Annotated in this window: 5 protein-coding genes and 1 pseudogene; 1 reads left to right on the top strand and 5 read right to left on the bottom strand. The window is 46.6% G+C overall.

Annotation, left to right across the window (positions count from 1 at the left end; genetic code table 11):
- Nucleotides 1-1,952 (bottom strand): annotated as a pseudogene (locus QU605_RS13095) (gliding motility-associated C-terminal domain-containing protein); the annotation flags it as partial.
- 388 nt (nucleotides 1,953-2,340) lie between these two features.
- Here QU605_RS13095 and QU605_RS13090 point away from each other — a divergent pair.
- Nucleotides 2,341-3,930, top strand: coding sequence for a peptide chain release factor 3 (locus tag QU605_RS13090; RefSeq protein ID WP_289725770.1), 1,590 nt, complete (start codon nucleotides 2,341-2,343; stop codon nucleotides 3,928-3,930).
- 52 nt (nucleotides 3,931-3,982) lie between these two features.
- Here QU605_RS13090 and QU605_RS13085 read toward each other — a convergent pair whose 3' ends face one another.
- From QU605_RS13085 to rpoB, 4 genes are all read right to left on the bottom strand, one after another.
- Nucleotides 3,983-5,482 carry a M61 family metallopeptidase gene (locus QU605_RS13085; protein WP_289725769.1) on the bottom strand — a complete coding sequence of 500 codons (1,500 nt, stop codon included), beginning with the start codon at nucleotides 5,480-5,482 and terminating at the stop codon, nucleotides 3,983-3,985.
- 94 nt (nucleotides 5,483-5,576) lie between these two features.
- Nucleotides 5,577-5,897: a DUF3467 domain-containing protein gene (locus QU605_RS13080; RefSeq protein WP_289725768.1), complete on the bottom strand. Its 321-nt coding sequence runs from the start codon at nucleotides 5,895-5,897 to the stop codon at nucleotides 5,577-5,579.
- 62 nt (nucleotides 5,898-5,959) lie between these two features.
- Entirely contained in the window at nucleotides 5,960-10,258 is a 4,299-nt protein-coding gene (gene rpoC, locus QU605_RS13075) for a DNA-directed RNA polymerase subunit beta' (RefSeq protein ID WP_289725767.1), read from the bottom strand.
- A gap of 39 nt (nucleotides 10,259-10,297) precedes the next feature.
- The gene (gene rpoB, locus QU605_RS13070; RefSeq protein WP_289725766.1) at nucleotides 10,298-14,107 is read right to left on the bottom strand and encodes a DNA-directed RNA polymerase subunit beta; all 3,810 of its coding nucleotides are present in this window, start codon (nucleotides 14,105-14,107) and stop codon (nucleotides 10,298-10,300) included.
- Between the last annotated feature and the right edge of the window lie 21 nt (nucleotides 14,108-14,128).

Below are 14,128 nucleotides of genomic sequence, written 5' to 3'. Positions count from 1 at the left end.
CTGTAATTTACATCGCCCTCTCCGTCCGTATCGGGCAGGTCGTTGGCCGGATCATCGATCTCGTCGTTGACATCGAAGGGATCGTTTACATTACTACCCTCATACCCGTCGTCAAGACCATCACCATCCGTGTCTGTACCTGTAAAAATCCAGTCCGGCTGTCCGTCGAAGTTAAAGTCGTTGCCTTCATTATTATCAGGCACCAGATCGTTGTCGGAATCGGGATCCAGATAATCCGGATCATCCGTTCCATCTGTGTTTACAGGGGTCAGACCCGGATCACCGCTACCTGCGTAGGCATCGTCAAGACCATCGCCATCGCTGTCAACCCCACTGGGAGGTACATACCCATCGGTGCTCTGAGCCTCTACATTATCCGGTATACCATCATCATCAGAGTCAATATCCCGGAAGTCAGGAACGCCGTCACCATCTGTATCGGTAGGATTCGTATTGGGATCATTATCCCCATCTGTATTGGCGTCCTCTACGGTATCCAGAATACCGTCATTATCACTGTCCGCATCATTTGCATCCGGAACACCATCTCCATCAGAGTCAGGACCAGAATTATCTGTGGGATCCACATAATCCGGGGTACCGTCATTATCCGTATCATCGTTGGTTGGATCGTCGTCACCATTGGTATCTTCATCCGAGGTATCTGTACCGTCCCCGTCATCGTCAGGGTCCCTGTAATTTACATCGCCCTCTCCGTCCGTATCGGGAAGGTCGTTGGCCGGATCATCGATCTCGTCGTTGACATCAAAAGGGTCATTTACTTCACTGCCCTCATACCCGTCGTCAAGACCATCACCATCCGTGTCTGTCCCTGTAAAGGTCCAGTCCGGCTGTCCGTCGAAGTTAAAGTCGTTGCCCTCATTGTTGTCAGGTACCAGATCGTTGTCCGAATCCCCGTCGCGAAAATCGGGATCATCCGTCCCATCTGTGTTTTCGGGGGTCAGACCGGGATCACCGCTCCCTGCGTAGGCATCGTCAAGACCATCGTGATCACTATCTACCCCACTGGGCGGAATATACCCATTTGTACTCTGGGCTTCCACATTATCCGGTATGCCATCGTCATCGGAGTCGATGTCACGGAAGTCAGGTTTTGTATCTCCATCCGTGTTTTCAGGAGTTAATCCCTCACCTGCTCCCGGAGATGTTTCATAATGATCGTCCAAACCATTTCCATCTGCATCCAGGTCACAGGGTTCCTGAAAACTCCCACTTTCCTGTGCTTCCACATTATCGAGAATACCATCGTTATCTGAATCAATATCCCGGAAATCCGGATCACAGTCTCCATCTGAATTTTCTGGACTAAGTCCCTCTCCGGCGCCTGGGGTGGTTTCATAATGGTCATCAAGACCATTCCCGTCAGCATCAAGATCGCATGGTTCCTGATAGTTTTCACTGCCCTGGGCTTCCACATTATCAAGTATGCCATCATTGTCAGAATCGATATCGAGATAATCCGGAACAGAATCGGTGTCCCAGTCCATAGGGATCAGACCATCACAGCTACCTGGAGTTTCCTCATAAGCATCATCCAATCCATTCCCGTCTGTATCGACGCCAGAAGGTGCGATATAACCATGTGTTGGCTGAGCTTCGACATTATCCAAAATCCCATCATTATCAGAATCTATATCCAGATAATTTGGAATGCCATCATTATCTGTATCCAGCGGATTCGTTTCGGGATTTGCATCCCCATCCAGGTCGGGATCTTCGTTTGCATCTATTATACCATCATTGTCATCATCTATGTCCGTTGCATCAGGTACCCCATCACCATCCTTATCAAAATTAGTTGGGGTAAGTACAACATCACCCTCTGCAGGAAGGGCCGAGGCCGCAGCTGTCGTAATCGTCAGGTGCAACCCAAGAAGAATGAGCAACAGTCTTTGCGTACAAGTATGGATGCTAAGGTAACTTTGTTTCATACATCGCCATTTTACGGTAATTTCATACCAAGTGACACTGTAGGTTTTTGGAAATCACTTCGGGGAAAGTACTTTCAAGGCGCAAATTACCTCTAATATTACTTGTAGCCAATGGATTACATTTGAATTTATTCACAACTCTTTCAAAGACTTCATTATTCGACAAATCACCCGGGGGCCCAATATCCATCTCAGTTAATCGATGAAATTGACATTTTTTGACTAACCTGGAAAATCAGGATAACGATGCAAAGAACACTTTATCGATCAGGTCCGATTCCTGCTAAGATTACTACAATATAGGTAGAATTTTTCCGAAATTTTGTTTTGAGTTCACTTACACGATAAATCCTTCTAATTATGGTATTTTTGCGCAAATTTTATACCCGTGAATTTTAAGCAGGAAATCCAGAAACGTCGCACTTTTGGTATCATTTCTCACCCGGATGCAGGAAAGACAACCCTGACGGAAAAGCTATTGCTTTTTGGGGGAGCGATCCAGGAAGCCGGTGCTGTTAAAAGCAACAAAATCAAAAAAGGGGCGACAAGTGACTTCATGGAAATTGAGCGGCAACGTGGAATTTCTGTGGCCACTTCTGTATTGGCATTTTATTACAAGGACAAAAAAATAAATATCCTGGATACCCCGGGACACAAGGATTTCGCGGAGGATACCTTTCGGACCCTGACTGCGGTTGACAGTGTAATTGTGGTGATCGATGTTGCCAAAGGCGTAGAGGAACAGACCGAAAAACTCGTTGAGGTTTGCCGAATGCGCAACATCCCAATGATCGTCTTTATCAACAAGCTCGACCGGGAAGGAAAGGATGCCTTCGACCTTATGGACGAAGTGGAACAAAAACTAGGCCTTCAGGTAAGCCCGCTGAGCTTTCCAATTGGCATGGGGTATGACTTTAAGGGGATTTATAATATCTACGAGCAGAATATCCTGCTCTTTCAGGGTGAAAGCAAACAGCATATAGAGGACACCATCTCTATTGAGGATATTAACAGTCCAGAACTGGAGGAACTCATTGGGGAAAAGGATGCTCAAGAGCTCAGGGAGCACCTCGAACTCATTGAGGGCGTATATCCTCCTTTCGACCGGGAAGCCTATCTGGCGGGAACCCAGCAACCCGTTTTCTTTGGCTCGGCTTTGAATAATTTCGGGGTTCGGGAGCTTCTGAATTGTTTCGTAGATATTGCGCCAACCCCCAGGTCTAAAAAGGCCGAAGAGCGCTTAGTTGCTGCCGATGAGAAGCAAATGACGGGCTTTGTGTTTAAAATTCACGCGAATATGGATCCAAAACACAGGGACCGCCTTGCCTTTGTAAAAATCGTTTCCGGCACCTTTGAACGCAATAAGCCATACCTGCACGTCAGGCTCGGCAAGTCCTTGAAGTTTTCGAGTCCCAATGCCTTTTTTGCTGAAAAGAAAGCGATTATCGATCAGTCTTTTCCCGGAGATATCGTCGGGTTGCACGACACGGGGAACTTCAAAATAGGCGACACGCTTACGGAAGGGGAGGAATTGCACTATAAGGGGATTCCCTCATTTTCTCCTGAACATTTCAGGTATATCAACAACGCAGATCCGATGAAGGCCAAGCAGCTGGCCAAAGGTATTGATCAGCTGATGGATGAGGGTGTAGCCCAATTGTTTACCCTTGAATTAAACGGTCGTAAAGTAATAGGAACCGTTGGAGCCTTGCAATATGAAGTAATCCAGTACCGTCTGGAACACGAATACGGGGCAAAGTGTACTTATGAAAATTTCCCGGTCTATAAGGCCTGCTGGGTGGCTCCACAGGCGCAACCCACTGAAGAGTATCAGGAGTTTTTGCGCGTTAAACAGAAATTTCTGGCTAAAGACAAAAGAGGACAACTTGTTTTCTTAGCCGATTCGGCCTTTTCCCTTCAGATGACCCAACAAAAGTACCCCACCGTGCAGTTGCATTTTACTTCAGAGTTCGATTAAACAGCGGGATTTTGATCCAGAGTTCAAAAGTTAAGGTATCCTCTGGGAAAGCCTACTTTCCCCCTAAGAATCCGTTCCAAATATCTTTTTGCAAAGGAGACTTATCAGGAAAGTGATGGATTTTTAATTGGTTATCGAGATCATCTGCGTTTACACCGGCGTATTTGAGATAAGGTTTCAGGGAAATGGGTTCTGTTCCCAAAATATGATCTGAGAGTAGCGCCTCAAAATCGGTATTTCCCAATTTGTTAACTTTTCCAAGGATATCATCCTGGTCTATCGTATTTTCTGTCCCGCCATAAACCTCGTAAAAGTTGCGCATAAGCTTGTCCAGACTGGCCTCATTCTGAGTTCTGTTACGGATTTCCATATCCAAGGCGATGCCCACAAACAATCCACCTCCATAAATCAGCCCCCAGTGTTTGTCCTTATCGAAACCAGAAGCGGCTTTATATGGTGGTAACGACCCATACCCGGGATCATGAGTATAACGCTGATAGAACAGGTTATTGAGCATTGCCAGTATGACCTCTTCACTCGCAAAACCTGTTTGATACAGGGCTTTCATGGTATAATAATTACTTACTCCTTCTTTAAACCAGTCCGTGTTTGTAGAAGTAAACCGAAGGGTTTTCCCATTCCACAAATGGAAGAACTCATGAGCAAACATAAACCAGCCGATCATTTGATTGAATTCGGGTCCATCCGGGTCCATAAACATGCTGATATTATTTCCGATAACTTCGCCATCTACTGAGTCTGCCTGGCTTATGATTACCAGACATTGAGACATCACTTCTCCGGGTCCCGGTTTAGGAATTCCACCCATCAGACCTATATAGTAATCCATGATGTCGGATGCGAGCTCAGCAAACCTCTTTTGTTGCTGTAGAACGGAAGGGCCTCCGAGAACAAATTTCATCGTAAAATCCTCCCGCTTTATTTCAGTTTCCTGGTGGGTGCCCGCAAAAATAAAACTCTCCTGAAGTTCCGTGAGATCCCCAACGCGGAATGTGTTGTCAGCTCCATCAATGGAAACCCAGGGCACAGAAACGTTCCAGGATGCAGGTGTACTAAAAGAAACCCTGATCCTCCTTTTCGATTTTCCGTTCATTACAAATAGGGATCGTCCTGTAGCCATAATACCCCATTCCCGAACATAGGCTACCCCATCAATACCTCCAGGCCAATCCTGACCTTCGTGTTCGAGAACCATATCATACTCCAGAACTGCAGTCTGCCCTATGAGATACTCCTCAAACACCCAACCCTTTCCATCTGCCTCCCTGAGCAGCACAATCTCCGCTCCATCGCTATTTGAAGCCCTGATATTCCGAATAAAGTCAGGCCATCGTTCCGGCATTGGACCATAAGGACTCATATACAATAAAGAATCCGATATGGTAATCTCAGCTTTTACCCGAATCCGGTCCGGGTTGGCCGTATTGAATGTCACATGATACTGATCTGATCCCGCAGGTGGCATCTCCCGGGCCCATGCGCCACTGATAACTAAAACCAGATAAAGAAAAGGTATTACGGTTCGTAGCATAAATTTATTCCTTGAATAAATCGACGAATGAAACACCCATCTGTTACACGGCAAGGGCAAAAAAAAACCGCGCCTTTTAAGCGCGGTTTTCCATTTAGGCCTCTCCTGTAGGGCCAAAATTCATGGGTATTGGCGGTTGATCATAATCCTTAATGTGCCCGTGGACATCTTCAAACCGCTTCACATTATCGTTGAGCGCTTTGAGAAATTTTTTCGCGTGCTGAGGCGTAAGAATAATACGGCTTTTAACTTTTCCCTTGGGTCTTCCTGGCATCACACTTATAAAATCAACGACAAATTCCGATACGGAATGATTGATTATTGCCAGATTAGAATAGGTTCCCTCAGCCGTTTGCTCATCCAATTCAATATTGAGCTGTTTTTGCCCTTGTGGCTGTTCTTCTTTTTCTGCCATAATTGATATTAAAACTAAAAACCCCCGACCAACTGGTCAGGGGTTTGAGTTAGAACATAAGTTTAAAACTTCATTTCCTCTTTACGAGCCATGATCTCATCGTATTCCTCCTTGGAACCTACAATGATGTTCTCATAGTCGCGCATGCCCGTTCCGGCAGGGATTCTATGACCGACGATCACATTCTCCTTTAAGCCTTCAAGCGCATCGACCTTACCGCTTACAGCAGCCTCATTCAATACTTTGGTTGTCTCCTGGAAGGAAGCCGCAGAAATAAATGATTTGGTCTGGAGCGAAGCCCTGGTTATTCCCTGAAGCACTGGAGTCGCAGTTGCAGCAACAGCGTCCCTGGCAGTCACCAGAACCTTATCAGATCGCTTGAGCAGGGAATTTTCATCCCTAAGGTCACGAAGACTAATGATCTGCCCAGGTTTGAGATTCTCTGAATCCCCTGAATCCTCGACAACTTTCTGTCCGAAGATTTCATCATTTTCGGTGATGAAATCATCTTTATGAACCAATTGATTCTCAAGAAATGTAGTATCTCCCGGATCTTGAATCCGAACCTTTCGCATCATCTGACGCACAACCACTTCAAAGTGCTTGTCGTTGATTTTCACACCCTGGAGGCGATAAACTTCCTGAACCTCATTTACCAGGTACTGCTGAACTGCAGAAGGGCCTTTGATTCGAAGAATATCTTCTGGAGTTATGGACCCGTCCGAAAGCGGCATACCCGCGCGGACATAGTCGTTCTCCTGTACCAGAATCTGATTGCTGAGTTTTACGAGATATTTCTTGATCTCACCTGTCTTGGATTCGATGATGATCTCACGGTTTCCTCGTTTGATCTTACCGAAGGAAACTACACCATCAATCTCAGTTACTACAGCTGGGTTAGAAGGATTCCTCGCCTCAAAAAGCTCGGTTACCCTTGGAAGACCTCCGGTAATATCACCTGCTTTGGCCGATTTTCTTGGGATTTTAACAAGAATCTTCCCTTCTTTTATTTTCTCACCATCGTCAACCATCAGGTGAGATCCAAGCGGAAGGTTATAAGACCTTAAAATAGTTCCCTTATTGTCCTTAATATGAAGGGTCGGAATCAGTTTTTTATTCCGGGATTCAGAAATCACTTTCTCCTGGAATCCGGTTTGCTCATCGATTTCTACCTGATAGGTAACCCCCTGTTCGATATTTTCATAAGCGATTGCTCCAGGGAATTCAGAAACAATGACCCCATTATATGGGTCCCATTTACATATAACATCTCCTTTTTTCACCTTGCCTCCATTTTTGATGAAGAGCTGTGAACCATAAGGAATATTGTTTGTACTCAGGGTGATTCCTGTTTTGGCATCGACGATCTTGATCTCGGAAGTTCTGGAGATCACAATCTGGGCGGCATTGCCATCCGTATCCGTTCCCTTGACCATCCTGAGATCTTCGATTTCTGCAACCCCATCGAACTTGGCATCGAGTTTACTCTCTTCTGAAATGTTACCTGCAATACCACCTACGTGGAAGGTACGAAGCGTTAACTGAGTTCCAGGTTCACCGATGGACTGAGCAGCAACGACACCAACGGCCTCACCGCGCTGAACCATCTTATTGGTCGCAAGATTACGGCCATAACATTTACCACAAATCCCTTGAGTAGCCTCACAGGTTAGGGGGGAACGCACTTCGACGCGTTCTATCGGAGAGGCTTCAATCTTTGCGATATCTGCCTCCATGATCTCCTGTCCTGCCGTCAGCAATAATTCCTCAGTGATCGGATGGTATAAATCGTGTAGGGAAACCCTGCCGAGAATACGTTCTCCGAGTGTTTCCACTATTTCCTCATTTTTCCTCAGGGGCTCCACTTCAATCCCCCGAAGCGTGCCACAATCTTCAATATTGATGATAACATCCTGGGAAACGTCTACCAACCTACGCGTCAGGTAACCCGCATCTGCTGTTTTAAGGGCAGTATCCGCAAGACCTTTACGCGCACCGTGGGTAGAGATGAAATATTCCAGAATGGACAATCCTTCCTTAAAGTTGGATAGAATTGGGTTTTCAATAATTTCGCCCCCTCCTGCGGTAGACTTTTTAGGTTTGGCCATCAGTCCACGCATACCGGTGAGCTGGCGAATCTGCTCTTTAGAGCCCCGGGCTCCGGAATCCAGCATCATATATACTGAATTGAAACCCTGCTGATCTTCACGGATCCGCTTCATGGCCATTTCGGTCAACATTGCGTTGGTCGAGGTCCATACATCAATGACCTGATTGTACCGCTCATTATTGGTAATCAGTCCCATGTTGTAATTCATCATGATGCCATCCACCTGCTCATTGGCATCGGCAATCATCTCGATTTTCTCCTTTGGGATAATGATATCCCCAAGACTGAAGGAGAGTCCACCCCTGAAGGCAAAATCATATCCCATTGTCTTGATCTTATCGAGGAAATCGGCCGTGGTCGGCACGTCTGTAAGGGAGAGGATCGTTCCGATAATATCCCGGAGCGCCTTCTTATTGAGTACCGTGTTCACAAATCCGGCATTCTCTGGGACTACTGAATTAAACAGCACCCTACCTACGGTGGTTTCGATTAATTGCAATTTGAGCTCACCTGCTTCATTAAAATCCTTTACACGGACCTTAATAGGAGCATTGAGTGCAACCCGGTTCTCATTATAAGCTATCTCAACTTCTTCCGGACTGTAGAAGGTTAACCCTTCTCCCAATACAGGGAACTCTTTGGTTGACTTCCGCTCCTTAGTCATGTAATACAAACCGAGTACCATATCCTGGGAAGGTACCGTAATCGGAGACCCGTTGGCGGGGTTAAGGATGTTATGCGAAGCGAGCATCAACAGCTGAGCTTCAAGGATTGCCTCAGGACCCAATGGCAAATGCACCGCCATCTGATCCCCGTCAAAATCCGCATTAAACGCCGTACAAACCAAGGGGTGCAGTCGTATTGCCTTACCCTCAATTAATCGGGGCTGGAACGCCTGAATACCCAATCGGTGGAGCGTAGGAGCCCGGTTCAGTAAAACGGGATGGCCCTTCAGGACATTCTCCAGAATATCCCAAACCACGGGTTCCTTTTTATCGATAATCTTCTTGGCAGACTTAACGGTTTTAACAATCCCCCGTTCGATAAGCTTGCGTATAACAAACGGCTTGTAGAGTTCCGCAGCCATATCCTTTGGAAGACCACATTCGTAAAGCTTCATTTCAGGACCTACCACAATTACCGAACGTGCAGAATAGTCAACACGTTTTCCGAGCAAGTTCTGACGAAAACGACCTTGTTTTCCTTTCAGTGAATCGGAAAGTGATTTTAACGGCCGGTTGGATTCAGTCTTTACAGCCGAGGATTTCCGTGTATTGTCAAAGAGAGAGTCCACAGCTTCCTGAAGCATACGCTTCTCGTTCCGGAGGATAACCTCAGGAGCTTTAATCTCCATCAGTCTTTTCAGACGGTTATTCCGGATAATCACCCTGCGGTACAAATCATTGAGGTCAGAGGTGGCAAAACGCCCTCCATCCAGGGGTACGAGGGGTCGTAATTCCGGTGGAATGACTGGAATCACCTTCATGATCATCCACTCAGGCCGGTTCTCACGGTTGTCCTGCGATTCGCGAAGCGCCTCAACAACCTGAAGTCTTTTCAGCGCTTCAGTCTTCCGTTGTTTAGAGGTTTCTGTATGTGCTTTATGGCGCAGTTCAAATGAGAGCTCTTTCAAATCGATACGCGAAAGCAGATCGATAAGACATTCCGCACCCATCTTCGCGATAAACTTGTTGGGGTCACTGTCGTCCAGATACTGATTCTCTGGCGGAATGGTCTCAAGGATATTGAGGTATTCCTCCTCAGTGAGGAAATCCATCTTATGAAGTTCATCTCCATCAGGGCCTTTTGCGATTCCCGGCTGAATGACTACGTACCTTTCGTAGTAGATGATCATGTCGAGTTTCTTAGAAGGCAGTCCCAGGAGGTAGCCAATTTTGTTGGGGAGGGAACGGAAATACCAGATATGGGCAACCGGAACCACAAGGTTGATATGTCCAACCCGGTCCCTTCGCACCTTTTTCTCTGTCACTTCTACCCCACAACGATCACATACGATCCCGCGGTAGCGGATCCGTTTGTATTTCCCACAGGCGCATTCATAATCCTTTACAGGTCCGAAAATACGCTCACAGAAAAGACCATCGCGCTCCGGCTTGTGCGTTCGGTAATTAATAGTTTCGGGTTTAAGGACTTCGCCTCTTGATTCTGCAAGGATGGCCTCGGGTGAAGCCAGGCCTATCGAAATCTTATTAAACCGCTTTACTGCTGTATTGTCCTTTAGTCGAGCCATTATAGTATGCTGCTAAAATTAATTGTTTAAAAAACTGACTTACTCCTCCAGTCGAATGTCCAGACCCAATCCCTTGAGTTCGTGCATCAGTACATTGAAGGATTCCGGCAATCCGGGTTCTGGCATGCTCTCGCCTTTCACGATGGACTCATAAGTCTTTGCTCGACCGATTACATCGTCAGATTTCACAGTGAGGATCTCTCTCAGCGTGGATGAAGCACCATAGGCTTCCAGAGCCCATACCTCCATTTCTCCAAATCGCTGTCCACCAAACTGGGCTTTACCACCCAGGGGTTGTTGCGTGATCAGGGAGTATGGCCCAATGGATCTGGCGTGCATCTTATCGTCTACCATATGGCCGAGTTTGAGCATATAGATGATCCCAACGGTCGCCTGCTGGTGAAAACGCTCCCCGCTTCCACCATCATAGAGATAAGTATGCCCAAATCTTGGAATACCTGCGTCATCTGTATACGCGTTGATCTCATCAAGGGTCGCCCCGTCAAAAATCGGCGTCGCAAACTTCTTGTCGATCTTCTGACCTGCCCATCCAAGGACGGTTTCATAGATCTGGCCAATGTTCATCCTCGAAGGAACCCCCAGAGGATTCAGGACGATATCGACAGGCGTTCCATCTTCCAGGAACGGCATGTCTTCCTGACGAACGATACGAGCAACAATACCTTTGTTCCCGTGACGTCCAGCCATTTTGTCCCCTACTTTCAGCTTGCGCTTTTTGGCGATGTACACCTTGGCAAGTTTCATAATCCCTGCAGGAAGTTCATCCCCGACAGAAATTGTGAATTTATCCCTTCGCAGGTTCCCCTGCAGGTCATTCAGTTTTATCTTGTAGTTGTGAAGGAGGTCGGCTACCAAAGCGTTGGTATCCTTGTCCGTTGTCCAGCTACCTCCTACCAGGTGTGCAAAATCATCCACGGAGTTCATCATCTTCAGGGTGTATTTCTTACCCTTCGGAAGCACTTCTTCACCGAGATCATTCAAAACGCCCTGGGAGGTTTTACCACCCACTAGTTGGAAAAGTTTCTCAACCAGTACGTCCTTAAGCTGCTGGAACTTCACTTCGTACTCCATCTCCAGATTGGAAATGGCCTCTTTATCTTCGTTCCGCTTTCTCTTATCCTTAATGGAACGCGAGAAAAGTTTCTTATCGATAACCACTCCATTCAGGGAAGGAGGTGCTTTTAATGAAGCATCCTTCACATCACCGGCCTTATCCCCAAAAATGGCCCTGAGAAGTTTTTCTTCAGGTGTTGGGTCCGATTCTCCTTTAGGTGTGATTTTTCCAATCAGAATATCCCCAGGTTTTACCTCGGCCCCGATACGGATCATCCCGTATTCATCCAGGTCCTTGGTCGCCTCTTCAGAGACATTTGGGATGTCATTGGTGAGCTCTTCAGCTCCCAGTTTTGTATCCCGAACCTCAAGGGCGTATTCATCGATATGTATGGACGTGAAGATGTCCTCACGAACCACTTTCTCAGAGATTACAATCGCATCTTCAAAGTTGTATCCCTTCCAGGGCATAAAGGCTACCTGAAGATTACGACCCAGAGCGAGTTCCCCTTTTTCAGTGGCGTATCCCTCACAGAGCACCTGTCCCCTTTTGACCTTGTCACCCTTGCGGACAATAGGTTTGAGATTTATGCTTGTCCCCTGATTCGTTTTGCGGAATTTAATCAGCTCATAGGTTTTTGAATCCGGCTCAAAACTAACCAGACGCTCTTTCTCTGTGCGCTTATACTTGATGGTGATCTTCTTAGAGTCGACGTAGTCAACCACTCCATCCCCTTCAGCATTGATAAGTACACGTGAGTCCGTAGCCACCTGCCGCTCAAGACCTGTCCCTACAATCGGAGACTGAGGTTTGAGTAGTGGTACGGCCTGACGCATCATGTTTGAGCCCATCAGGGCACGGTTTGCATCATCGTGCTCGAGGAATGGAATCAGGGAAGCGGAAATTGAAGCGATCTGGTTGGGGGCCACATCAGTGTAGTTCACCTCTTTCGGATCTACCACAGGAAAATCCCCTTCCATACGCGCAATGACCTTTTCAGTATCTATCGTACCATTGCTTTTCAGCGGAATGTTCGCCTGGGCAATTTTCATACCCTCTTCCTCTTCTGCACTCAGGAAGGTATAATTTTCAATATCCACCTTTCCGTTTTCAACGGTGCGATACGGTGTTTCCAGGAATCCCATAGGGTTCACCTTGGCAAAGACCGACAGGGAGGAAATCAGTCCGATATTCGGACCTTCCGGCGTTTCAATCGGGCAAAGCCGTCCGTAATGTGTGTAGTGGACATCCCGTACCTCAAATCCTGCCCTTTCCCTTGAAAGACCGCCAGGCCCCAATGCTGAGAGTCTCCGCTTATGGGTAATTTCCGCCAATGGGTTCGTCTGATCCATAAATTGGGACAGCTGATTGGTCCCGAAAAATGAATTGATAACCGATGACAGGGTTTTGGCATTGATCAGATCAATAGGGGTAAATACTTCATTATCCCTGACATTCATCCGCTCGCGAATGGTACGGGCCATACGGGCCAGTCCAACACCAAACTGGGAAGAAAGCTGTTCCCCAACAGTACGTACCCTCCGGTTAGAAAGGTGATCGATATCATCGATCTCTGCTTTGGAATTGATCAGCTCAATCAAATACTTTATAATGGTGATTATATCTTCACGGGTAAGCACCTGCTTATCCATTCCGATATCCAGACCAAGCTTCTTGTTCATCCTGTACCGTCCAACCTCACCGAGGTTGTAACGCTGGTCTGAAAAGAAAAGCTTGTCGATGATTCCCCTGGCCGTTTCCTCATCTGGTGGCTCAGCATTACGCAGTTGGCGGTAAATGTGTTCCACTGCTTCTTTTTCCGAATTCGTCGGATCCTTTTGCAGGGTATTGTAAATGATGGCGTAATCGCTCTGGGCATTGTTTTCCTTGTGAAGCAGTATTGTCTTCACATCGGTTTCAAGGATCATATCCAGATGATCCTTTTCAAGAACCGTATCACGATCCAGGACGATTTCGTTCCGTTCGATTGAAACCACTTCTCCAGTGTCTTCGTCCACGAAATCCTCATGCCATGTTTTCAGAACACGGGCAGCCAGTTTGCGTCCCAGTATTTTTTTAAGTCCCGTTTTGGTGACTTTAATCTCTTCGGAGAGGTCAAAAATCTCCAGAATATCCTTGTCCCGCTCAAAACCGATGGCGCGGAACAGCGTAGTTACCGGTAATTTCTTTTTCCGGTCGATGTATGCGTACATCACGCTATTGATATCCGTGGCGAATTCAATCCACGAACCTTTAAACGGAATGACCCTTGCAGAATATAATTTCGTTCCGTTGGCGTGGAATGACTGCCCAAAGAATACCCCGGGTGAACGGTGCAATTGGGATACCACAACACGTTCAGCTCCATTGATCACGAAAGTACCACTAGGAGTCATGTAGGGAATAGTACCCAAATACACATCCTGAACAATAGTTTCAAAGTCCTCGTGTTCCGGATCCGTACAGTATAATTTAAGACGTGCCTTTAAAGGGACACTGTAGGTGAGTCCGCGCTCAATGCACTCCTGTATGCTATACCTTGGCGGATCGATGAAGTAATCGAGAAACTCCAGTACAAACTGGTTCCGAGTATCTGTTATTGGAAAGTTCTCCATAAAGGTCTTGTACAGGCCTTCATTTCCCCTTTCGTCAGATTTGGTTTCAAGCTGGAAAAAGTCTTGAAAGGATTTAATCTGAATATCCAAGAAATCCGGGTATTCCGGTATATTCTTAGCGGTGGCAAAACTAATTCTTTCAGTCTGTGGTGTGAACATCTAGGGACCAAATTTAGATCG

It is taken from the genome of Robiginitalea aurantiaca (assembly GCF_030380815.1).
In the GTDB taxonomy this organism is placed as follows: Bacteria; Bacteroidota; Bacteroidia; order Flavobacteriales; family Flavobacteriaceae; genus Robiginitalea; species Robiginitalea aurantiaca.
This window is presented reverse-complemented; position numbering and strand designations above follow the sequence as displayed.

What these genes read in the sequence shown, in the direction of transcription:
- QU605_RS13085 (WP_289725769.1), bottom strand. Translation starts at nt 5,482, where the DNA reads ATGCTACGAACCGTAATACCTTTTCTTTATCTGGTTTTAGTTATCAGT.
- rpoC (WP_289725767.1), bottom strand. Translation starts at nt 10,258, where the DNA reads ATGGCTCGACTAAAGGACAATACAGCAGTAAAGCGGTTTAATAAGATT.
- rpoB (WP_289725766.1), bottom strand. Translation starts at nt 14,107, where the DNA reads ATGTTCACACCACAGACTGAAAGAATTAGTTTTGCCACCGCTAAGAAT.
- QU605_RS13080 (WP_289725768.1), bottom strand. Translation starts at nt 5,897, where the DNA reads ATGGCAGAAAAAGAAGAACAGCCACAAGGGCAAAAACAGCTCAATATT.